The organism is Streptosporangium nanhuense (genome assembly GCF_059358815.1).
In genome coordinates this window covers 65,548-86,774 of record NZ_JCADBG010000008.1, presented here as the reverse complement: position 1 = coordinate 86,774, position 21,227 = coordinate 65,548, and the positions used below count along the sequence as shown (strand labels likewise).

Annotated in this window: 20 protein-coding genes and 2 pseudogenes; 18 read left to right on the top strand and 4 right to left on the bottom strand. The window is 70.9% G+C overall.

Translation table 11 applies throughout. The features are described from left to right. Positions 1-193: 193 nt before the first annotated feature. A complete protein-coding gene (locus tag AC5L38_RS17335; protein WP_495243829.1) occupies positions 194-1,381 on the top strand; it encodes a sensor histidine kinase in 1,188 nt (395 codons plus the stop codon). Next, positions 1,382-2,059, top strand: coding sequence for a response regulator transcription factor (locus AC5L38_RS17330; protein WP_495243828.1), 678 nt, complete (start codon positions 1,382-1,384; stop codon positions 2,057-2,059). Between the two features lie 263 nt (positions 2,060-2,322). Here the strand turns inward: AC5L38_RS17330 and AC5L38_RS17325 are convergent, their stop codons facing one another. Beyond that, positions 2,323-2,928: a CHRD domain-containing protein gene (locus AC5L38_RS17325; protein ID WP_495243827.1), complete on the bottom strand. Its 606-nt coding sequence runs from the start codon at positions 2,926-2,928 to the stop codon at positions 2,323-2,325. Positions 2,929-3,291: 363 nt separating this feature from the next. Between AC5L38_RS17325 and AC5L38_RS17320 the strand changes: the two genes are divergently transcribed. The 7 genes from AC5L38_RS17320 to AC5L38_RS17290 all read left to right on the top strand — a co-directional run bounded on the left by AC5L38_RS17320 (position 3,292) and on the right by AC5L38_RS17290 (position 11,354). Continuing rightward, positions 3,292-4,677 carry a xylan 1,4-beta-xylosidase gene (locus tag AC5L38_RS17320; protein ID WP_495243826.1) on the top strand — a complete coding sequence of 462 codons (1,386 nt, stop codon included), beginning with the start codon at positions 3,292-3,294 and terminating at the stop codon, positions 4,675-4,677. 374 nt (positions 4,678-5,051) lie between these two features. Continuing rightward, a complete protein-coding gene (locus AC5L38_RS17315) occupies positions 5,052-6,725 on the top strand; it encodes a sensor histidine kinase (protein ID WP_495243825.1) in 1,674 nt (557 codons plus the stop codon). Positions 6,726-6,817: 92 nt separating this feature from the next. Next, a complete protein-coding gene (locus AC5L38_RS17310) occupies positions 6,818-7,252 on the top strand; it encodes a roadblock/LC7 domain-containing protein (protein ID WP_495243824.1) in 435 nt (144 codons plus the stop codon). Beyond that, positions 7,249-7,605 (top strand): DUF742 domain-containing protein, encoded by a 357-nt coding sequence (locus AC5L38_RS17305; RefSeq protein ID WP_495243823.1) that lies wholly within the window; start codon positions 7,249-7,251, stop codon positions 7,603-7,605. The genes AC5L38_RS17310 and AC5L38_RS17305 overlap by 4 nt, the downstream gene beginning before the upstream one ends. A gap of 4 nt (positions 7,606-7,609) precedes the next feature. Further along, positions 7,610-8,209: a GTP-binding protein gene (locus tag AC5L38_RS17300; protein ID WP_495243822.1), complete on the top strand. Its 600-nt coding sequence runs from the start codon at positions 7,610-7,612 to the stop codon at positions 8,207-8,209. Further along, entirely contained in the window at positions 8,206-9,528 is a 1,323-nt protein-coding gene (locus tag AC5L38_RS17295; RefSeq protein ID WP_495243821.1) for a cytochrome P450, read from the top strand. The genes AC5L38_RS17300 and AC5L38_RS17295 overlap by 4 nt, the downstream gene beginning before the upstream one ends. Positions 9,529-10,019: 491 nt before the next feature. Then, the gene (locus AC5L38_RS17290) at positions 10,020-11,354 is read left to right on the top strand and encodes an extracellular catalytic domain type 1 short-chain-length polyhydroxyalkanoate depolymerase (RefSeq protein ID WP_495243820.1); all 1,335 of its coding nucleotides are present in this window, start codon (positions 10,020-10,022) and stop codon (positions 11,352-11,354) included. A gap of 63 nt (positions 11,355-11,417) precedes the next feature. Here AC5L38_RS17290 and AC5L38_RS17285 read toward each other — a convergent pair. Further along, a pseudogene (locus AC5L38_RS17285) lies at positions 11,418-11,816 on the bottom strand (carbohydrate ABC transporter permease); the annotation flags it as partial. A gap of 26 nt (positions 11,817-11,842) precedes the next feature. On the opposite strand from AC5L38_RS17285, the gene AC5L38_RS17280 reads away from it, so the two are divergent. The 8 genes from AC5L38_RS17280 to AC5L38_RS17245 all read left to right on the top strand — a co-directional run bounded on the left by AC5L38_RS17280 (position 11,843) and on the right by AC5L38_RS17245 (position 18,395). Further along, complete coding sequence (locus AC5L38_RS17280) at positions 11,843-11,968, top strand: hypothetical protein (RefSeq protein ID WP_495244038.1); 126 nt, start codon at positions 11,843-11,845, stop codon at positions 11,966-11,968. Between the two features lie 352 nt (positions 11,969-12,320). Beyond that, on the top strand, positions 12,321-12,737 hold the full coding sequence (locus AC5L38_RS17275) for a hypothetical protein (RefSeq protein ID WP_495243819.1): 417 nt from the start codon (positions 12,321-12,323) through the stop codon (positions 12,735-12,737). A 47-nt stretch (positions 12,738-12,784) separates the two neighbouring features. Continuing rightward, complete coding sequence (locus AC5L38_RS17270; protein ID WP_495243818.1) at positions 12,785-13,549, top strand: FadR/GntR family transcriptional regulator; 765 nt, start codon at positions 12,785-12,787, stop codon at positions 13,547-13,549. Next, positions 13,546-14,691: a galactonate dehydratase gene (gene dgoD / locus AC5L38_RS17265; RefSeq protein ID WP_495243817.1), complete on the top strand. Its 1,146-nt coding sequence runs from the start codon at positions 13,546-13,548 to the stop codon at positions 14,689-14,691. Before AC5L38_RS17270 ends, dgoD begins: the two co-directional genes overlap by 4 nt. Positions 14,692-14,766: 75 nt before the next feature. Further along, positions 14,767-15,729: a sugar kinase gene (locus tag AC5L38_RS17260; protein WP_495243816.1), complete on the top strand. Its 963-nt coding sequence runs from the start codon at positions 14,767-14,769 to the stop codon at positions 15,727-15,729. Beyond that, the gene (locus tag AC5L38_RS17255) at positions 15,726-16,319 is read left to right on the top strand and encodes a bifunctional 4-hydroxy-2-oxoglutarate aldolase/2-dehydro-3-deoxy-phosphogluconate aldolase (protein ID WP_495243815.1); all 594 of its coding nucleotides are present in this window, start codon (positions 15,726-15,728) and stop codon (positions 16,317-16,319) included. Before AC5L38_RS17260 ends, AC5L38_RS17255 begins: the two co-directional genes overlap by 4 nt. A gap of 108 nt (positions 16,320-16,427) precedes the next feature. Then, positions 16,428-17,834, top strand: a complete 1,407-nt coding sequence (locus AC5L38_RS17250; RefSeq protein WP_495243814.1) for a M6 family metalloprotease domain-containing protein — start codon at positions 16,428-16,430, stop codon at positions 17,832-17,834. A gap of 60 nt (positions 17,835-17,894) precedes the next feature. Next, positions 17,895-18,395 (top strand): GNAT family N-acetyltransferase, encoded by a 501-nt coding sequence (locus tag AC5L38_RS17245; RefSeq protein ID WP_495243813.1) that lies wholly within the window; start codon positions 17,895-17,897, stop codon positions 18,393-18,395. A 149-nt stretch (positions 18,396-18,544) separates the two neighbouring features. Here the strand turns inward: AC5L38_RS17245 and AC5L38_RS17240 are convergent, their stop codons facing one another. Both AC5L38_RS17240 and AC5L38_RS17235 read right to left on the bottom strand, forming a co-directional pair. Continuing rightward, positions 18,545-18,910: a chitobiase/beta-hexosaminidase C-terminal domain-containing protein gene (locus AC5L38_RS17240; RefSeq protein ID WP_495244032.1), complete on the bottom strand. Its 366-nt coding sequence runs from the start codon at positions 18,908-18,910 to the stop codon at positions 18,545-18,547. A 141-nt stretch (positions 18,911-19,051) separates the two neighbouring features. Next, positions 19,052-19,900: pseudogene (locus AC5L38_RS17235) on the bottom strand (M14 family metallopeptidase); the annotation flags it as partial. 653 nt (positions 19,901-20,553) lie between these two features. On the opposite strand from AC5L38_RS17235, the gene AC5L38_RS17230 reads away from it, so the two are divergent. Further along, complete coding sequence (locus tag AC5L38_RS17230; RefSeq protein WP_495243812.1) at positions 20,554-21,225, top strand: hypothetical protein; 672 nt, start codon at positions 20,554-20,556, stop codon at positions 21,223-21,225. The last annotated feature ends 2 nt before the right edge of the window (positions 21,226-21,227 follow it).

The following is a 21,227-nucleotide window of genomic DNA, read 5'->3' as shown; positions in this document are numbered from 1 at the left end:
CGGAACGTGTTCTCCGTTTCGTGCCTGTTTGTCGCAGTACGTGAACGAGTCTGGCCATTCGCCGCGGCCGGCACATCAGCCCGGCGGCTCGAATCGTCTTCGACCACGGGCGAGGCGGCGATTCGACTCCGGTCGAGGGCGCCCCGGCCCCCGGTCCCCCTCACCGGCCGCACGGTGTTGCGATAATGACCAGGTGAACACTGGCGTCGCGCCACGGTTGGGGTGGTGGCAGCAGACATGGAGGCTGGCGCCGGCCGCGGCGGTGGGCGCGGCGTTCTGGCTCTCCACCGGGGTGCTGCTGCGGGGGCAGGCGGCCGAACTGGGCTCGTGGTTCTTCACCGGTGATCCGCTGGTGGCCCTCGGCTGCCTGACGGCGCTTCTGTGGCGGCGGCGGTTCCCGCTCGCCGTCGCCATGACGGTCGTGATCGCCTCGGCCGCGTCGACGCTCGCCACCGGCGCCGCGCTCCTGGCGCTGGGCTCGATCTCCACCCGTCGCCGTCCGGTGGAGATCGGGGTCGTCGGGCTGGCCTTCGTGACCGCCTCACAGTTCGCCGGCAGGTTCTACTCGACCCCGATCCCGAGCCCGCCCGGCCTGTTGTGGTTCCAGCTCGCGTTCCCGGCACTGATCGCGGGCATCGCGGTGGCCGCGGGGATGGCCGTCGGCGCGCGGCGTGTCGAGGTGCGGTCCTTGCGAGACCGGGCGGAGAGCGCCGAACGGGAGCAGACCGCACGAGCGGCGCAGGCACGGGCCCTGGAACGCAACCGGATCGCCCGCGAGATGCACGACGTGCTCGCGCACCGGATCTCCCTGGTCGCCATGCAGGCCGGGGTGCTGGACCACCGCGGCGACCTCACGGCCGAGGAGAGCCGCGTGCTGGCCCGCGGCATCGCCGACGGCTCCCACCAGGCCCTGGAAGAACTGCGGGATGTCCTCGGCGTGCTCCGGGCCGACCCGGGCCTCCCGGAACCACCACAGCCCTCCCTCGATCGGATCCCCGCCCTGGTGGACGACGCCCGCGCCTCCGGACTGGACGTCACGCTCACCACCACCGTGACGGGCAGGCCGCCCGACGTCGTCGGACGAACCTGCTACCGGATCGTCCAGGAGGGGCTGACCAACGCCGCCAAACACGCCCCGGGCGCGCACGTGCACATCACCCTCGAAGGAACGGCGGGCGGCGAACTCGGCGTCAGCGTCCGCAACTCCCCGGCCACCACGAAGAACGCGCACCCACCGGCATCGGGATTCGGCCTGCTCGGCCTCACCGAACGAGTCGACCTCGCCGGCGGAAAGCTCGACCACCACCCCACACCCGACGACGGATACGTCCTCACCGCGCGACTCCCCTGGCCCGACCCCGCCGACGAGAAGAGGACGTGAGTGGACAGCGAGCGGAAGCCGGTGCGTGTCGTCATCGTCGACGACGATCAGCTGGTACGAATGGCGCTGCGGCTCATCATCGACGGCGAACCGGACCTGACCGTCGTCGCGGAGGCGTCCGACGGGGACACCGCGATCACCGTGGTGGACGAGCAGCGGCCGGACGTCGTGCTGATGGACGTGCGGATGCCCGGCCGTGACGGTCTCAGCGCGACCCGGGAACTCCTCACCCGGCCGGCGCCGCCGCGGGTGCTCATGCTGACCACGTTCGACTCCGACGATCTGGTGCTCGGCGCGCTGCGCGCCGGAGCACTCGGGTTCGTCCTCAAGGACACCCCGCCGCCGCGGATCATCGACGCGGTGCGGGCCGTCGCGGACGGCAACCCCGTGCTGTCTCCGGCGGCCACGGCACGGGTGATCGCCGCGGCCACCGGCCCGCGGTCCTCCCACGCTCGCGACTCGTCCCGCGAAGCCGCGCGGAGACGGCTGTCCGCACTGACCGAACGAGAACTCGAAACCGCCCGGGCCATCGCGGACGGGCTGGGCAACCCCGAGATCGCCCAGCGGCTGCACATCAGCGTCGCGACCGTCAAGGCGCACACGGGCAACCTGTTCGCCAAGCTGGCGGTCGAGAACCGGGTACAGATCGCGCTCCTGGTCCGCGACGCGGAGGAATGACCCGGCGACAGGGGGAACCCCAGGCGGCCGACGGTGAGCCGGCCGTCACCCGGGGCCTACCGCCGATCTCCGTGCCGCGAGGGCCGGTGCCCGTACGACGGGAGCCCCCTGGCCGTTGACCAGGGGGCTCCCGTCGTAGGGGGATGCGGCCGGACGTCCACCGTACGGACGCGGGCGAGGGCCCGCCCCTGCCCGAACCCGGTTCCTGAACCCCGGGAGGCGTGACGCGCGACTCGCCGCGCGTGCGTCGGGACGCCGGTGAGTTACCAGCGGCCGCCCTTGACGAGCTGGCCGCGGACCGCGCCGTCGGGGAACTGCTTGGTGTGCAGGTTGGCGTACCAGTTCCTCGGGTTGCTCTTGATGCCCCTGAGCAGGCCGGAGTCCTTGACGACGACGGAGCCGAAGCTCGTGTTGCCGCGGATCTTGCCGTTGGACAGCAGGTCGATGACGACGGGGCCGTTCTTGCCCGCCTTGCCCTTGTGGATGTGGAAGGCGCTGGGCTTGCCGGTCCGCTTCCACTGGACGAAGTAGTAGAAGCGGTTCCCCTGGATGCGGAACTTCGCGACCGCGATGCCGTCCCGGTCGTTGACCTTCTTGCCCGGCTCGGGGACCTCGTTCCTGCCCAGGAGCCCGGCGGCGAAGTAGTACTTCCTGGCCGTGCTGCTGTGGGCGTCGCTGTGCGAGGCCGGGGCCGCGCTCGCCGTACCGGTGTGAGCGTGGCCGTGCGGGGTGGGTGTCGTGACCGCCGCCTCGGCGGGCACGGCCAGCGCGCCCGCGGCCAGCGCCACGGTCGCCGCGCCCACCGCCGCACGGCCCATCACGTGCCGCCAGGAGATACGCCCGCCGCTGACCTGTTCAAAAGCATTCATGTGAACCTCCGCCTCATTTTCGCCGTGCCGCTTTTCCCTGACACTGCGGACCTTTTTTCCGGACACCGCAGACCCTAGGAAGTCAGCCGCCGTTGTTATGCGTACAAATCCACACAGACGGCAATCGTGGTCAAGGTCACACAAGCGTGCTCGCGGTCCCCTCTGACACGCCGCATCCACCGGCCGTGCGTGGCGGGGCAGGGCCGAAACGGCACGCACCCGCTTGGAGCTCCAAGGCCCCGGAAGGTGTTTTCGCAGGTCGGCCGGTACCTTTACCGATGGGCCGCGTTCCTGTACGACGCTCTTACACGGCCTGTGTCACGCTCTGCGCAAAGCGGATGTTGAAGATCGGGTGGGTGTCAGGTGTCATCAGGTAGTGGGGGATCCGCATGGCGGCGTCCCGGCCGGGTCATCGCCTCGATGGCGGGGGTGGTCGCGATGGCGCTGCTGGCGGCGGGTTGTTCCTCCGACGACACCGCCGAACAGGCGGCTCCCGTCGTACGGCAGTCGGCCACCGTCTCACCGGCGGCACCCGAGACCGCGACGACGATCCGGAAGGCGCCACCGGTCGACCCCGCGTGGCCCCGCTGGGGGTTCACCCACACCGGGGTGAGCGCCAACAACGTCACCCAGGAGTTCGAGGAGGTCGTGGCCGGGGCGCTCTCTCGGACCCCGATGCTGCAGAACCAGCACATCATGGGCTTCGGCGCGCTCAACCCCCAGCCCCGCCCCCAGGAGTTCTACTGGGAGGACCTCGACAGCCGGACGAACCTCATGAGGAAGTCCGGCGGCACGCAGGTCATGACGCTCTGCTGCGCCCCCGACTGGATGAAGGGCGGACCCGAGGGCCCGACCTCGGACGCGGGCTGGGACGAGCACCTGGAGGACGCCCCCTACCCCAAGCACTTCGACGACTTCGCCAAGCTGTCGGCGGCCGTCGCCACCAAGTACCGCGACGTCAAGTACTTCATGGTCTGGAACGAGTTCAAGGGTTTCTGGAAGGACCACTCCAAACCCGCGGACTTCAAGGGCTACACCACGCTCTACAACAAGGTCTACGACGCGGTGAAGGCCGCCCGGCCCGACGCCATGGTCGGCGGCCCCTACCTCGGCTTCGACAGCAACAGGACGGGCAGGTCCGAGCTGCGGGGGAAGTGGGGGGTCGTCAACCAGAACGCCCTGGACGCCTTCGAGTACTGGTTCGAGAACAAGAAGGGCGCCGACTTCGTCGTGGTCGACGGCGCCTCGCTGACCGACGCCCACGAGATGCTGCCCGACGCGTTCGGAGCGCTGAGCAAGTTCAGCGCGGTCACCACCTGGCTGCGGGAGAGGACCGGCGACATGCCGGTCTGGTGGGCGGAGTGGTACTTCGTCCCCGAGGACAAGACCACGTGGCCCGAGCCGATGCGGCTCGCCGTCCAGGCCGCCTCGATGATCGAGTTCGCCGAGAGCGGCGCCGCCACGGCGCTGTACTGGAACCCGCAGTCCGTGAAGGGCTGCCAGGGGTGCATGTGGGACTCGAAGACCGGTGCCACCCTGCCCACAGGCAAGCTGGTGAGCGACTTCGTCACCTGGTTCCCGGCCGGAGCCGAGCTGGAGAAGGTCACCTCCTCCGACCCCGGGGTCCGGGTGCTCGCGCAGCCACGGCAGTTGCTGATGGTCAACACCACCAAGGCCCAGGTCACCACGACCGTGGACGGCGAGGAGTTCACCCTCCGGCCCTACGAGATCAGGTGGAGCGACCGCTAGCCTCCCTGGCCAGCGGACCTCGCGGGAGAACGCCCGGACACCGTCGACCGGCAGCACCGTCCCTCCGTCGCCGGTGGTCGGGGCGTCTTCGCCGACAACGCCGCGCACCTCGAACCCCCACGGAAAATCATCACCATATATCCACAAATGTCCAAATAGTGAGCATTGGTCAAATGCATTGACTAATGGTTGATTAAAACGAAAACACATGATTCGAGAGTGACTGTCTGTTCTTGGTCGTAGCCATGGTGCTACGGTGTTCGCCTGTTCACGCTCTGCTGTGAAACGGCACCGCATGGCCGTCCCGTCTTACAGGGGGAACAGCAGGTTCGACGCGGCCTTTCCATGCTCTGCCGCCACCCCCGAGGACGCCGATGTCAGTAGATGTACCCCACCGGGCGCGGAGAAGGTTTTCACCGAGGGAACTGGTCGTCCTCGCCTCCCTCAGCACCATGGTCATCGCGGCCTGCGCGTGGTTGTGGGCGCTGTCCGCCGCCCCTTACGCGGCCAGAGGGCTGATGGCGCTCGTCGGCGGGATCTCGGCCGTACTGCTGTCCGGCGCCGTCGCGGCCGTCGTCCACCACTCCGGCGCCAACCGCCGGCTGCGCGAGCGGGCCGAGTGGGCCGACGCGCGGTTCACCTGGATGGAGCGGGAAACGCTGCGAATGGCCGAGGAGACGCTGCCCTCGCTGGGACATCAGGTGCGGGGCGGCGCCTCGGTCGCCGACGCGCTCTCCCGGATGCCGCAGCCTCCGGACGGCCCGCTGCGGCACCTGCTCGGCGCGGCCGGGCACGAGCTCGAACTGCTCGAACGCGAGCGCGCCGTCGCCCAGGTGTCCCGTGAGACGACCGAGGACGAGATCTCCCGGCTGGTCGACGAAACGCTGCCGGAACTGGTCAGGCGGATCCAGACGAACCGGATGTCGGTGAGCACCGCACTGGCCGGGATGCACCAGCCGGAGCACGAACCGCTGCGCGACCTGCTGCGCGAGACGGCACGACATCTCTCCGAGAGCGAGCGCAGGGGCAGCGCCGTGATGGCGGCGTGCGCCGGGGCCGCGGCCCGGGTACAGGCACAGGCCACCAGCCTGCTCGCCCGGCTGCGCGAACTGGAGGAGCAGTACGGCGAGCACGAGAAGGTGTTCGCCGACCTGCTGGACCTGGACCACCGCATCTCCCAGATGAGCCGGCTGGCGGACAACGTCGCGCTGCTGAGCGGCGGCCGTTCCGGGCGGCGATGGACCCGGCCGATCGTCGTGGAGAGCGTCCTGCGCGGCGCGATGGGCCGCATCGGCGCCTACCGGCGCATCCGGCTGCACTCCACCAGCACCGTCGCCGTCGCGGGGTACGCGGCCGAGGGCGTGATGCACGCGCTGGCCGAGGTGATGGACAACGCCGCCACCTTCTCGGCGCACGGCACCGAGGTCCACGTGTACGTGGACGAGGAGGACGCCGGCGTCGTGATCACGATCGAGGACAGTGGCCTGGGGATGCGCCCGCGCGAGCGGCAGCACGCCACCAGGCTCGTGTCCGAGCCGCTCGACCTGCGGACGCTGTCCGGCACCCGGCTGGGCCTGGCGGTCGTGGGACGCCTGGTCGACAAGTACGGCCTGACGGTCAGCTTCCGGCCGTCCGCCCGCGGCGGCATGGGGGTCGTGATGCTGATCCCGCGCCTGCTGATCACGCAGTCCCTGCCGGCCGCCGTGCCGCCCGACGCCGAGGCGTCGGTCCGCCACCCCGTTCAGGTCGCCGTGCGGGCCACCGTGCCTGCACCGGCCGTGCCCGCGCAGGAGGGGCCGGCCGACGAGTCCGAGGATCTGCTGCCCAGGCGGCGCCGGGGGCAGACGCTGGCCGAGGCGACCAGGGCGCGGCAGGCATCGCCGGCCAAGCCCGCGCGCGAGGGGCGTGACTCGGCCGCGAGGTTCGCCGCGTTCCGCCAGGCCGGCGGCCGTGGGCGCACCTCCTCCCCGGCCCCTTCCCCGGCCCCGTCCACGGCTCCTTCCCCGGCCCCGTCCACGGCTCCTTCCCCGGCCCCGGGCGACTCTTGACACGCGTCCGCCGACCACCGGACATCTTCGGATTCACAGATGAGGAGGCAGGGGCCGTCCCTCCCGCGCCGAAGGGGCACCCCGTCGTTTCTATGAGCACAACCGACGCTTCGCACACCACCGATCGTGACTTCGACTGGCTGCTGGAGAACCTCAAGAAGAAGACCCCCGGGATCAGGCATGTGCTGGTGCTGACCAGGGACGGCCTGAAGATGTGCTTCACCGCCGGCCTGGGCCGGGACGGGGCCGACCAGCTCTCCGCCCTGGCCGCCGGGATCCAGAGCCTCTCGCTGAGCGCCTCCGCCGAGTTCGGGGACGGCATCGGAGCGGGGCAGGCGATGGTGGAGTTCGCCGGCGGGCTGCTGCTCATCGTGCCGGCCGGGGACGGCGCCCACCTGGCCGTGGTGGCAGAGGAGGACGGCGAGGTGGGGCTCATCGCGCACAACATGAACGAACTGGTGGAGCAGATCGGGGTGTACCTCACCGCGGCACCGCGGCAAACGGAGAACAGCGACGACCGCGGATGACACGGCGAGCCATCGACCGAGAAGACCCCGACCGGCTCTACACGGTCACCGGAGGGCGTACCAGCGCCGATGAGAAAACCTTCGACTCCGTCTCCCTCGTCGTCAGCGAGTGCGCCCCCACCCCCGGCATGCAGTCCGAGCACATCAAGATCCTGCGGATGGCCCAGCGGCCGGCGGCGGTGGTGGAGATCTCGGCGGAACTGCGGCTTCCGGTCAGCGTGGTGAAGATCCTGCTGCGCGACCTGCTGGACACCGGTCGCATCACCGTCCGTCATCCGTCGATCGCCGCACAGGCCGGACGACCGGATCCCGAAATCCTGAGGCAGGTGCTCGTTGCCCTCCACAACCTCTGACCAGATGGCGGCCGCCGTGCGAACGCCGCTACGCACGACCGCCACGGACGCCCTGAAAATCGTGATCGTCGGCGGGTTCGGGGCGGGAAAGACGACCATGGTCGGCTCGGTGAGCGAGATCCGCCCGCTGAGCACCGAGGAGGTCATGACCCAGGCGAGCGTGGGCATCGACGACGCCAGCCGGGTACGGACCAAGTCGACCACCACGGTGGCCTTCGACTTCGGCCGGATCACGCTGAACGCGAGCATGGTGCTCTACCTGTTCGGCGCGCCCGGTCAGCAGCGGTTCTGGTTCGTGTGGGACCAGTTGTTCGCCGGCAGCCTGGGCGCGGTCGTCCTGGTGGACGCCCGCCGCCTGGAGGATTCCTGGTACTCCATCGACCGGCTGGAGCACCACGGGACCCCGTTCGTCGTCGCGGTCAACCGCTTCGCCGACGGGCCCACCCTGGACGCGGTGCGCGAGGCGCTGGCGCTGTCACCCGAGGTCCCGCTCATCGACTGCGACGCGAGAGAGCGGTCCTCGTCCAAGCACGTGCTGATCACGCTCATCGAGCACCTCACCCGCCCCCACGACCAGTCGCCCGCCCGAGAGAGCATGCCGTGACGAACCCCCCTCCCCTGCCCGACTCCACAGACCCGTCAGCCGCCTCGCCCACATCGCGGAGTCCCGAGCGGAGCCGGGAGCCGCTGGAGGGATACGCCGACCACGCCGATGCCGTACGACTGCCCGGGGCGCTGATCGGCGACGACCCGGCCGCGATATTCCAGGAGATGCGCCGCGAGCACGGCCCCCTCGTCCCGGTTCTCCTCGACGGCATCCCCGCCTGGTACGTGATCGGTTATCGCGAACTGCACCATGTCACCAGTCAGCCGCAGTTGTTCGGCCGCGACCCCAGGCGCTGGAACATGCGGGACCACCTCCCCCCGGACTGGCCGTCGCTCGCGTACGTGACCTGGCAGCCGTCCGTGATGTACTCCGAGGGGGCCGAGCACCAGCGGCGGATCGGCGCCATCAGCGACGCGCTGGACACCGTCGACCGCACCGAGCTGGCCATGATCTGCGAGCAGGTCGCCGACCTCGCGATCGACGGGTTCTCCGGGGACGGCCGGACCGACCTGATCTCCCGGTACGCCTACCGGATTCCGGCTCAGGTCGTCACCCGGCTGTTCGGACTGGCGGAGACCGACCTGCCGGAACTGGTCGAGGACGTCAACCACGTGCTGGGCGGGAGCGAGGAGGCCCTCTCGGCGATCACCCGGATTCTGGACAAGCTGAGCCGGCTCATCGCCGACAAGCGCGCCCTGCCGGGCCACGACGTCACCTCGCACATGCTGGCACACCCCTCGCAGCTCACCGACGAGGAGATCGTCCAGGACCTGATCATGGTGATGATCGCCTCCCACGACAGCAGCGCCAACTGGATCGGCAGCGCCCTGCGGCTGATGCTGGTGGACGACCACTTCTCGATGAGCCTGCAGGGCGGCCGCAGCAGCGTCGGCGAGGCGCTGAACGAGGTGCTGTGGAAGGACCCGCCCTCGCCGAACCTGCCCTCGCGCTGGGCCGTGCAGGACTGCGAGCTGGCCGGGCGGCGCATCCGCCGGGGCGACATGCTGGTGCTCGGCGTCGCCGCGGCCAACGCCGATCCGCAGGTGCAGCCGGCCGCCCATGCCGGCTCCGGCGCCAACCGGGCGCACATGTCCTTCGGCCACGGCGAGCACGGTTGTCCCTTCCCCGCGCCCGAGCTCGGCGAGATCATCGCCAAGACGGCCGTGGAGGTCCTCCTCGACCGGTTGCCCGACGTCTATCTCACCGTGAAACCGGACGCGCTGCGGTGGCGCCCTTCGCTGTGGGTTCGCAGCCTGGAGGCCCTGCCCGTACGGTTCAGCCCGACCGTGCCGACCGGCCGCCCGTCGAACGCCTGAAACGCTCCCGGGTGAGGCCGGCCGAAGACCGCCCCCGGCGGGATCACCCCCGGACGCGGGTTCCCTCGTCTCCGGGACGAGCATCCGCGTCGGCGGCGGGCCCGTCGCCGGGAGCCCGTGGAAATCCGTTCCCGGCCGAACGCCGATCCGTTCGGGTACGCCACCCGGAACATGTCCGGCGAGGCCCGGAAGGCTGGAAACTTTCATCGGAGGAGGCGGGGGCATCCGTACCGCCTTCGGTACCGAAGGTGTTTCTCACCTGCGGGAAACCGCCGCGGAAAGGAAGGCGTCTGGCGGACGCGCGTCCGCACCCCACCTCGTGATTGAAAATTTCGGTGAATGAATTTAACTTTCGGCGACAGGTGTGAGGCGTCGGACGCCGGGGCCACGACGGTCAGGGGCTCAGGGGTTCGGCCGTGGCCGAAGGGAGATCGACAATGTCCGACAGCGATGTTCCACGCCGGACCCGGCCGGGACCGGGAAGCGGTCGGATGAGAACGGCCCTGCGAACGGTGTGCGCGGCCCTTCCCCTCCTGCTCGGCCTCGCGCTGACGACCTCGGCGGCGTCCTCTGCGTCCTCTGCGTCCTTCGCGTCTCTGGTGGAGGTCACCGGTTTCGGGACGAACCCCAGCAACCTGCGGATGCACATCTACGTCCCGGACCGGGTGGCAGCCAGGCCCGCCATCCTGCTGGCGGTGCACTACTGCACCGGTTCGGGGCCCGCCTTCCACTCCGGTACGCAGTTCGCCTCGCTGGCCGACCAGCACGGGTTCATCGTGATCTATCCCTCGGCCACCCGCAGCGGGAACTGTTTCGACGTCTCCTCCCCCGAGGCGCTCAGGCGCGGCGGCGGGAGCGACCCGGTCGGGCTCATGTCCATGGTGACCTACGCCCAGCAGCGTCACAACGCGGACCCGTCGCGGGTCTACGTGACCGGCGCCTCCTCCGGCGCGATGATGACCGAGGTCCTGCTGGGCCTGTATCCGGACGTGTTCAAGGCCGGAGCGGCCTTCATGGGCGTGCCCTTCGGCTGCTTCGCCAGCTCCTCGGGGTGGAACAGCGAGTGCGCCAACGGCACGATCATCAGGACTCCCCAGGAGTGGGGCAACCTGGTGCGGGCCGCCTATCCCGGGTACGCCGGCGCCCGGCCCCGCGTCCAGCTGTGGCACGGCACCGAGGACTCCACCCTGCGCTATCCGAACCTGGGCGAGGCGGTCAAGCAGTGGACCAACGTCCACGGCCTGAGCCAGACGCCGACCTCCACCGACACGCCCCGGGCGGGCTGGAACCGCAGCCGCTACGCCGACTCCACGGGCACCGTCAAGGTCGAGTCCTACAGCCTGCCGGGTGTGGGGCACAACCTGCCGCAGGGCGGGATGGCCGAGTCCGCGATCCAGTTCTTCGGCCTGGACACCCCCGGCCCCTCCCCCACACCCACTCCGACGCCCACCCCGACCCCGACTCCCACCCCCACACCTACACCCACGCCCACTCCCACCCCGACCCCCGGCCCCTCCTCCTGCCGGGTGACCTACAGCGCCAACAGCTGGAACACCGGCTTCACCGCCAACCTGTCCGTCACCAACACCGGCACCTCGGCGATCAACGGCTGGGAGCTGAGGTTCACCTTCCCCGGGAACCAGCAGGTCACCCAGGGCTGGAGCGCCACCTGGACGCAGTCCGGCCAGGTCGTGACCGGCCGCAACGCCTCCTACAACGGCACCCTGAACCCCGGGCAGTCCGCCGGGATCGGTTTCAACGGCGCCTACAGCGGCACCAACACCGCCCCCGGCTCGTTCACCCTCAACGGCTCGACCTGTAGCTGACCCCCGGGACACCCCCGGCGGCAGGCCCGCCATCCGGCGGGCCTGCCGCCGGACCCCCTCGCGTCACTTGACCGCCCCGATCGCGAGGCCCGAGATGAAGTGCCGCCGGAACCGCAGGAACACCGGCGGCGTCGGCACGGCGGCGATGATCGTGCCCGCCGCGATGACGTCCCAGGAGGAGACGAACTGCCCCTGCAGCCCGAGCAGCGCCGGGGTGACCGGCATCCTGGTGTCCGTACGCAGCACGGTGATCGCCCACAGCAGGTCGTTGAAGATCCAGGTGAAGGAGAGCGCGCCGAGCGCGGCGAGGGCGGGCCTGGTCAGCGGCAGCACGATGCGCCAGAAGACCTGCGCGACGCCCGCGCCGTCGATGGTGGCCGCCTCCTGGATCTCGCCGGGCAGCTCGCGCATGAAACCGTGCAGGACGAAGGTGTAGAAGCCCAGGCCGAACGCGACGTGGACGGCGACTGCAGGGCGCTGGAGTCGCGGTGAAGAACTGGGTGAGCTCCGCGGCCTCGTCCAGCATCGCCTCGCCCTCGGCGACCAGCGGCGAGTCGGCCGCCTTGGCCTTGGGGTCGGCCGGGAGCACGATGCCGGAGCCGCTCGCGATGTAGAGCTCCCGCGCCTCGGCCGAGGCCAGGTGGGTGAGCAGGGCGGGGCGGCGCCCGAGGAGGTGGCGGCGGCCGTCGTGGCGGGCTTCGTCGCGGAGGTGGCGCAGCCGCTCGCCAGCCGGGCGCCCCCGAGCGCGCCCAGCCCGGCGAGCCCCGTCTGCCCGAGGAACCGGCGGCGACCGGAGTCGAGGTCGCTCAAGAGTGTTCCCTCCTTCGTCGACACGTTACGTGACATCGCTTTGTGTCGGTCATGTGAACGTCGTGAGCAGAAGGTTGCGTCGGCCCTCGTCGACTGTCAATATATTTCATAATTAATGATTTAACTGCGACCGGCGGGACGACAGGAGACCGAATCATGGACCGGCTGCCGGGAAGGATCACGCTGGTCACAGGTACCACGGCGGGTCTCGGGGCGGCGAGCGCCCGGCGTCCCACCGCCGAAGGGGCCTCCGCGGCACCGCCGGACGTCCGTGCCGCGACGGGCCACGGGGGTGGCATCCGGCCCGCCGGCATGCGATCACCTTCCGTGATCGGCGACCTCTCGGACGGGACCGGCGGGACCGGCAAGACAGGCGGGACCGACAGGACAGGCGGGGGCGCGGCGGTCGCCACCGCCGCGTCTCTCTCGCTTCAGGACACGCCCCAGGACACGGCCCAGGACGCGCCCCAAAACGCGGCCCAGGACGCGGCCCACCCGGCCCGCGCCGCCCACGTGACCGCCACCGGTCTCGCTGTGGACGGCGGCCGGACCGCGATGAAAGCCTCGGCCTGAAACGTCGATCACCGACATCGATCACCACTAGGGAAGGCGCGAAAACCTTGGCACGGTACGCACATCGCGGCGTCCACGGGCAGACCGTCGAGATCGTCGCACGGCGAATCCTCAGCGGCGGGATCGCCGAGGGCGAAACGCTCAACATCGTGGCTCTGCAGGAGGAGCTGGGTGTGAGCCTCACCGCACTGCGCGAGGCGCTCAAGGTGCTCTCCGCCAAGGGCATCGTCGACGCCCGGCAGCGGCGCGGCACCTTCGTGCGGCCGCGCGCCGACTGGAACCTGCTCGACGGCGATGTGATCCGCTGGCAGTTCGACGAGCACACCGACCCCCGGCTGCTGGACGAGCTGCACGAGGTACGCACGATCGTGGAGCCCGCCGCCGCCCGGCTGGCCAGTGACCGGGCCACGGAGGCGGACCTCGCCGCCCTGGACGGGGCCCTCGACGCGATGGCCGCCGCCGACGGAGACCCCGTCGCGGCCGTCGCCGCCGACCTGCTCTTCCACCGCGCGCTGCTCGCCGCCACGCACAACGAGCTGCTGGAGCGGATGGAGATCGTCATCGAGACCGGCCTGGCCGAGCGGGACCGCCTCGTACACGGGGGCGAGCACCACGACGACCCGGTGCCCAGCCACCGGGCGGTGGTCGAGGCGATCCACGACCGCGACCCGGACGCCGCCGAACGCGCCATGCGCGGGCTGCTGGCCAAGGCCGTACACGACGTGGCCAGGGTCCGCCGCTCGAAGGACCCGGGCGACCCGGGCGACCCGCGAACGCCGAAGAACTCGAAGGACCTGAGGGAAGATCAGTGAAGATCGAGCGAGTCGAGACCTTCCTCGTCCCGCCACGCTGGCTCTTCTGCCGCGTGGAGACCGACGAGGGCATCGTCGGCTGGGGCGAGCCGGTCGTCGAGGGCCGCGCCGAGGTGGTGCGGGCGGCGGTGGAGGTACTCGCCGGACACCTCGTCGGCGAGGACCCCCTGCGGATCGAGCACCACTGGCAGGTGCTCACCAAGGGCGGCTTCTACCGGGGCGGGCCCGTGCTCTCCAGCGCCGTCGCGGGCCTCGACCAGGCGCTGTGGGACATCGCCGGGCAGGCGTACGGCGCACCGGTCCACGCGCTGCTCGGCGGCCCGGTGCGCGACCGCGTCCGGGTGTACTCCTGGGTGGGCGGCGACGAGCCCGGCGAGGTGGCCGCGGAGGTCGCCGCCCAGGTCGAGGCCGGTTTCACCGCGGTCAAGATGAACGCGAGCGGCCGCCTCTCCCCCCTGCCCACCCCGGCCGAGATCGACGGCGTGGTGCGACGGCTCGCCGCCGTCAGGGAGGTGCTCGGCGACGAGCGCGACGTGGCCGTCGACTTCCACGGCCGGGCGGGCGCGGCGGCGGTCCGCCGCATCCTCCCGGAGCTCGCGGCGCTGCGGCCGCTGTTCGCCGAGGAGCCCCTGCTCCCCGACCAGGGCCACTCCCTGCACGACGTCGTCACCTGCTCGCCGATCCCGATCGCCACCGGCGAGCGGCTGTACGGCCGCGCCGAGTTCCTCGAACCGCTGCGGGCCGGTGTCGCGGTGGTGCAGCCGGACCTCTCCCACGCGGGCGGCATCTCGGAGGTACGCCGCATCGCGGCCCTCGCCGAGACCTACGGGGCCCTCCTCGCCCCGCACTGCCCGCTCGGCCCGATCGCCCTGGCCGCGAGCGCGCAGGTCGCCTTCGCCACGCCCAACTTCCTCATCCAGGAACAGAGCGTCGGCATCCACTACAACGAGGGGGCGGACCTCCTCGACTACGTCGTCGACCCCGAGCCGTTCCGCTTCGTCGACGGGCACCTGCGCCGGATGGACGCCCCCGGCCTGGGCATCACCGTGGACGAGGAGGCGGTCCGCCGCGCCGACCGTGCCGGCCACGCCTGGCGCAACCCGGTCTGGCACCACGACGACGGCTCGTTCGCCGAATGGTGACCGGCCGGCACCAACGCCGCCGCACCCGCCTCCGGAACACCGACCACGAGCACCACAAGGACGAATGCCATGCGAATGCCTGATGTTCAGGTATCCGACATCCTCACCCTCGGAGAGACCCTCGTCAGCCTGTACGTGCAGGGGCAGCGCCTCGACAGCGCGTCCTGCCTGTCCAAGTCGATGGCCGGGGCGGAGGCGAACGTCGCCATCGGCCTGGCCAGGCTCGGCATGCGGCCCGCGATGATCTCGCGGGTCGGCCCCGACCCCTTCGGCGTGGAGGTCCACCGCACCCTGCGCGGCGAGGGCGTGGACGTCGGCCACGTGCGGACGGGCGCCTCCCCGACGGGGATGATGGTCAAGGAGGTGCTCGGCCCGCACCTCACGAACGTGTACTACTACCGCGCCGGATCCGCCGCGACCGAGCTGACCGGCGCCGACGTGCCCGTCGAGCTCGTCGCGGGAGCCCGCCGCGTCCACGTCACGGGCGTCACGCTCGCCCTCGGCGAGGGCCCCGCCGAGGCCGTACGCGCCCTCGTCGGCCTGGCCCGCGACCACGGGGTGCCGGTGAGCTTCGACCCGAACATCCGCCGCAAGCTGTGGACCCTGGAGGAGGCCGCGGCGGCCTGCCGCACGCTGCTGCCGGACGTCGACGACCTGCTCCTCGGCGAGGACGAGGCGCTCGCCATCAGCGAGACCACCACCTGCGCGGACGCGCTGAGCGCCCTGGCCGATCTCGGCGTCCCCCGGGTCGTGATCCGTCGCGGCGAGCGCGGATGCGTCGCCGTCGAGCGGGGCGGCGAGCCGGTCGACCTGCCCGCCCACCCGGCCCCGGCCGTCGTCGACACCGTCGGGGCGGGGGACGCGTTCACCGCGGGCTACCTGTTCGAGCTGCTCCGGGACCGGTCCTTCGCCGACGCCCTGCGGACCGGGGCGTGGACCGCGGCCCAGGTGGTGGCCCACCGGGGTGACTACGAGGGGTTCCCGCGCCTGCGCGAGTACGAGGCGTTCGTTTCAGGACAGGAAGGATTCGATCGATGATCGACCTGGTCAGGTCCCATCGGCTGGTGGCGATCATCCGCAAGCGGAGCGAGGACGAGGCGCGCGCCGCCGCGACCGAGGTGCTGGCCGCGGGTGTGAGGCTCATCGAGATCACCATGAACACCCCCGGGGCGCTGCGGCTCGTCCGCGAGCTGGCCGGCGCGTGGCCGGACGCCGTGGTGGGCGCCGGTACGGTGCTCACGGCGCGGGCGGCGGAGGAGGCGATCGAGGCGGGTGCCCGCTTCGTCGTCGCGCCCAACGTCGACCGCTCCGTCATCGAGGCCGCGCACCGCGGCGGGGCCGCCGCCGTGCCCGGGGCCTTCACGCCCACCGAGGCGCTGGCCGCGATGAGCTTCGGCGCCGACGTCGTCAAGCTCTACCCCGCGTCCGGGATGGGCCTGGCCGCCTTCGGCGACCTGTCCCGCGCCCTGGACCAGGTGCCCTTCATGCCGACGGGCGGGGTGACCGTACGGGACGCGCCGGAGTGGATCCGCGCGGGCGCGGTCGCCGTCGGCATGGGCGACGCCCTCACCCGGGCGAGCGCCGGCGAGCTGGCCGGCCTCCTGGACGGACTCGGCGGCGCGGGGTGACCGGGGCGGGCGGCCCCGGCCGCCGGTGACCGGCTGAGTAGGCATACTCACGACACGAAACCCCATCTGTCCTACCTTCACGGAAAGGACGGACGATGGGGGGACACCATGCACTTCGTTCCGCTGGCGCCAGACGCGCTGGAAACGCTGGAGGCTCGCTTCCACGAACTGATGGGCGCCGGGATCCTTCCCGGGCACCTGACGTTCGAGGACTACTACGCGGTGTGGCGCTCCGAGCGGCGCGGGCCGCGAGCGGCGGGCCTGGACGACGGCACCGTCGTCCCGCACGCCGCCGACGTGAGCCTGATCAACCGGCCGCCCAAGAAGCTCAGGGGCGTCATCAGGACCCTGGTGCTGCTGGTCGACTTCGACGACCGGCCGCACGACCCCGCTCACGACGTGGAGCACTTCGAGCGGCTGCTGTTCGGCACCCAGGCGGGCAGCATGCGCGACTTCTACCGGAAGGTCAGCGGCTTCGGCCCCGATCCCGACACGCGGGGCATCGACGTGCAGGGCGAGGTGTTCGGCTGGTTCCGGCTGCCGCGGACGCTGGCCTTCTACGCCAACGACAAGTCGGGGATGGACGAGGTGAACTTCCCGCGCAACGCCCAGGGCATGGCGCGCGACGCCGTGCTGGCCGCCCTGGAGGCGGGCGTCGACTTCGACCCCTCCTACGACGTGCTCGACGAGAACCGGGTCACCGCGCTGTTCGTCGTGCACGCCGGTCCGGGCGCCGAGACCTTCTCCGACGCCGCCGGGCTGCGGTTCATCTGGAGCCTGAAGTGGACCGTCGGCGACCGGCCGATCGATGTCGGGCCCGGCCTGCAGGTGAGCACCTTCCTCACCGTACCCGAGGACTGCAACGTCGGCGTCTGCGCCCACGAGTGGGGGCACCTGGCGGCGCGGTGGGCCGACTACTACGACACCGACCGGGCGCAGACCGGCGCCAAGTCCCACGGGCTGGGCAACTTCTGCCTGATGGCGGCGGGATCGTGGGGCGACAACGGCGTCACGCCCGTCTTCCCGACCAGCATGCTGCGCATGTTCCACGACTGGGTCACCCCGCGTATGGTCACCGAGACCACCCGCGGCGTCACGCTCCGGCCGGCGGCCGAGGGCGGTGACTTCGTCGTCGTCCACAACGCCCGGACGATGAAGGACACGCAGTACGTCGTGGTCGAGTACCGCCGCCGGCGGGGCCAGGACGCGTTCCTGCCCGACCAGGGGGTCGCGGTCTACGTCGTGGACGAGGCCGTTCCGAACGTGGACGACGAGGGACGCCTCGCGATCGAGCTGATGCAGGCCGACGGCCGGCGCCAGCTCTCCAGGCCCGGCAGCCTGGGCAACAGGGGCGACGCCGACGACCTCTACCCCTCGCAGGGCAACACGCGCATCGGCAGGGACACCTCACCGGCGCTGAACCTGCCCGGCGGCGAATGGACGGGGGTGACCATCGAGATCTCCGGCACCCCTGGCGACGAGGAGATGACGATCGACGTCATCTTCGCCCCGTGACCGCGTTCGAGCAAGCGGGGGTTCAGCGGGCGCCAAGACGGGCGCGCCAGCATGGTCCGCATGCCGTTCCTGCCGAGGACCCACGAGATTCCCGCCGGTGTGAAGCACGAGAGGTTCCACATCCGGCCCATCACGATCCATGACGCGGTGCGCGACTTCGACGCCGTGATGAGCAGCGCGGCCCGGTTGCGGGAGCGCTTCCCGCTGTGGGGCTGGCCGCCCGGCGACATGACGCTGGAGGAGAACCTGATCGACCTGGCCTGGCACCAGAAGGAGGCCCTGCTGCGCAGGTCGTTCAACTACGCGGTCATGAGCCCCGACGGGTCCCGCCTGCTCGGGTGCGTCTACGTCGACCCTCCGGAGAAGCGGGGGGCCGACGCCGACGTCTCGTTCTGGGTGCGGGCCGACGAGGAGGGCACGGGCCTGGAGGAGGAGCTGGAGCCGGTGGTCCGCGCCTGGCTGGACGAGGCGTGGCCGTACGCCTCGGTGCGCTGGCCGGGCAGGGACGTCTCCTGGGAGGAGTGGAACCTCCTGCCGGACGTGCCTCCGGCGGGTGGGTGAGGCGCCCGCGACACGAGCGGCGGCCGCCGATCGACGGACCGGCGGCCGCGCGGACGTACAGGCTCGCGGGTGACGCGCGAGCTCACGGGCTCGGGGGCTCCTGGACAACGCGCGGGCTCACGGGTGACGCGCGGGCTCGCGGGAGAGGGTCAGGGAGTCCTGGTGATCCTCACCTTCTCCCTGCGGTAGTTGTCGCCGTGACCGTCCGGCCGGTAGCCGTTCTCGACGTTCCCGGCGATGTCGACGGCGAACCAGCGCACCTCGGTGTTCCCGGTGACCGTGATCTGCTGCGCGCCCTCGCGCATCCCCGCGGCGGCGAGCTTGGTGGAGCTCAGCGTCGGGCGGCTGCCGTCCAGCGTGTAGTAGACGTTGGCGGGCTCGTCGGTCGCGAAGGTGAACGTGGACGAGGTGGGGGTCCAGCCGGTCCTCCTCAGCTCCGACCTGGGACGGTCGTCGTCGTCGGCGAAGGACCTGGCGATCTCCAGGATGCCGATCTGGCCGCCGGCGAACTCCATCGCCTCCTCGTGCCCCTCGGCGAAGTCCGGCTGGAAGCCGACCGCCCGGAACTGCTTGGTCGCCGGGTCGTAGACGTCCGCGCCGACCTCGAAGTCCCGGCCGATGATGCCCCGGTTGTACCAGTGCTCGTCGGCGCTGTTGCCGGCCGCGGAGTACAGCACGTCCGGCACCGGGCCGGTGCGACCCGGCCAGATCCCCGTACCGCGCCACGACTGGACCGCGGAGAGGATGTGGTCGGAGGCCTCCCGGAAGAAGTTCTCCGTGCCGTAGTCGACCCGCGGCAGCAGCTCGCGCCCGGCGGCCTTGTACGCGCCCGGGGGCCACATGAAGTAGCCGCCGTAGGAGTGCGTGTTCATCGCGAACTTGATGTTCGGGTACCGGGTGGTGAGCCAGACCTCGTTGCGCGCCTCCGGCTCCGACAGCTCGGCCGGGCCCGCGAAGGTGTCACTGGTGCAGGTGGTCGAGACGCCGCTTTAGCCGTCGTGGATGGAACCGACGGAGAAGTTGCGGTTCAGGTCCACGCCCCAGGAGTTGCGCCGCGCCGGGTCGGCCGCGTTCGCCGGGCAGTGGTTGGTCAGGTTGCGGCGCTGCATGTTGTAGTCGTACATGCTGTAGTGCCCGCCGTCGGGGTTGGACGTGGGCAGGACGAAGATGTCGAGGTCGTCGACGAGCTTCCTGGTCCGGTTGTCGCGGGCGTAGTTGCGCAGGAGCCGCTCGGCGGTCTCCAGGCAGACCAGCGGGGTCACCCACTCGCGGGCGTGCTCCTGGCAGTAGAGGAACACGCCGGTCCTCGACCCGTCGCGCTTCTTGCCGATGCGCAGCGCCTTCGTCTGGAACGGCTCGCGCGAGACGGTCGCCGGCGCCTTCAGGTTGTCGGTCAGCCTCGTCGCCGCCGCCGCGTCGACGAGGCCGCCGCCGGCGTTGCCCCGGTAGGTGGCGGCGGTCAGCAGCGCCGACGCCGCGCTGTCGGCGTTGAGCGCCTCGACCACCTGGATCGCGGTGCTGCCGATCGCGGAGGACGCGTCCGTGCCGAGGCTGACCACGACGTCCTTGCCGTTCACGGAGACGCTCAACGGGCTGGAGGCCGCGTCGGGCCTCACCAGGGCGAGGCTGATGTCGTTGCCGCCCTCGTGCCCGTACGCCTTCGAGCTCACGTAGAACGTGCTCGCCGCGACCGTGCCGAACTGGGCCTGCGCCGCCCTGCGGTAGCCGTTCGTCCTGTGGGGCAGGTCGACGATCTGGCTGATCTTCGGGAACTCCGCGGCGAGGGCGGTGATCCGGCCGGTGAGCTCGACATGAAGATTCCTTCAGTTGGCGCACGTCTCAGGTCGCTGGTCACCTGGAAATAAGTGCGCTGTCTGCAAGATCTTCGCTAGGGGTCCAATATCCGTCAAGAAGCAAAATATCGGCGCAAGTCACCCGAATTAGCTACCTGAGGCCGGGGAGAAGCGGTCGCATCACGACGCGGATCCGGCACGGGAAGGTGCCGGACCGACTTCAATCCTCGGCCCGAAATGCGGATGAACGCCCACAAACACCAACAATATAAACCAAAAGTGCAATACGCCTTTGGACCCGCCGGGACACTCACCGATCGCTACTCTTCGCAATGAAAAGTCAACGTTGCGTAAAGAGGGTGCTCATGGGGCGAGGACTTATGGTGATGGCGGTCGCGGGGGCGGGGGCGGCCGTCGTCGCCGGGGCGGTGCTGTTCCTCCCCGGCGAGCAGGGGTCGCAGGCCGCGAGGTCCACCCAGCGGGTGCCCGCGCGAGAGGACCCGCTGACCGGCCAGGAGGTCGCCCAGGTCACCACGATCGCGTCGGCGGGGTCCAGGTCGCACATGGCCGCCGGGCGGATCAAGCTGCTCTACGTGGAGCGCGACGACGACAAGGACTCCCCCGGCCGCCGCGCCGACGCCTACCTCTACGACTACGGCGGCGACAGGCTCATCGTGCGGACCGTCGACCTCGGCAGGGGCGAGATCGTGCGGGAGACCGTGGAGCGAGGGGTGCAGCCGCCGCCGTCGAAGGAGGAGGAGACGACGGCCGCCGGTCTCCTGCTCTCCCACCCGGGGTACGGCAAGGTGGCGCGCGACGCGTACGCCAAGGCCGGGGGCGGGCCGCTGAGGTCGGCGGCGGACCTGGGGCTGCGCGGGCTGATCTTCGTCCCGTCCGGCGAGAGCGGGCCCGCCGGGGAGTGCGAGGTCCACCGGTGCCTGCGGCTGTTCGTCCGGCTGCCCGACGGCACCTGGCTGGACACCAGCCGGATGGTCGTCGACCTGTCCGCCAAGAAGATCCACACCCTGGAGTGGTAGCC

What these genes read in the sequence shown, in the direction of transcription:
- AC5L38_RS17310 (WP_495243824.1), top strand. Translation starts at nt 6,818, where the DNA reads ATGAGCACAACCGACGCTTCGCACACCACCGATCGTGACTTCGACTGG.
- AC5L38_RS17240 (WP_495244032.1), bottom strand. Translation starts at nt 18,910, where the DNA reads ATGGAGTTCGCCGGCGGCCAGATCGGCATCCTGGAGATCGCCAGGTCC.
- AC5L38_RS17250 (WP_495243814.1), top strand. Translation starts at nt 16,428, where the DNA reads ATGCACTTCGTTCCGCTGGCGCCAGACGCGCTGGAAACGCTGGAGGCT.
- AC5L38_RS17255 (WP_495243815.1), top strand. Translation starts at nt 15,726, where the DNA reads ATGATCGACCTGGTCAGGTCCCATCGGCTGGTGGCGATCATCCGCAAG.
- AC5L38_RS17290 (WP_495243820.1), top strand. Translation starts at nt 10,020, where the DNA reads ATGAGAACGGCCCTGCGAACGGTGTGCGCGGCCCTTCCCCTCCTGCTC.
- AC5L38_RS17275 (WP_495243819.1), top strand. Translation starts at nt 12,321, where the DNA reads ATGGACCGGCTGCCGGGAAGGATCACGCTGGTCACAGGTACCACGGCG.
- AC5L38_RS17245 (WP_495243813.1), top strand. Translation starts at nt 17,895, where the DNA reads ATGCCGTTCCTGCCGAGGACCCACGAGATTCCCGCCGGTGTGAAGCAC.
- AC5L38_RS17230 (WP_495243812.1), top strand. Translation starts at nt 20,554, where the DNA reads ATGGGGCGAGGACTTATGGTGATGGCGGTCGCGGGGGCGGGGGCGGCC.
- AC5L38_RS17325 (WP_495243827.1), bottom strand. Translation starts at nt 2,928, where the DNA reads ATGAATGCTTTTGAACAGGTCAGCGGCGGGCGTATCTCCTGGCGGCAC.
- AC5L38_RS17300 (WP_495243822.1), top strand. Translation starts at nt 7,610, where the DNA reads ATGGCGGCCGCCGTGCGAACGCCGCTACGCACGACCGCCACGGACGCC.
- AC5L38_RS17305 (WP_495243823.1), top strand. Translation starts at nt 7,249, where the DNA reads ATGACACGGCGAGCCATCGACCGAGAAGACCCCGACCGGCTCTACACG.
- AC5L38_RS17315 (WP_495243825.1), top strand. Translation starts at nt 5,052, where the DNA reads ATGTCAGTAGATGTACCCCACCGGGCGCGGAGAAGGTTTTCACCGAGG.
- AC5L38_RS17260 (WP_495243816.1), top strand. Translation starts at nt 14,767, where the DNA reads ATGCCTGATGTTCAGGTATCCGACATCCTCACCCTCGGAGAGACCCTC.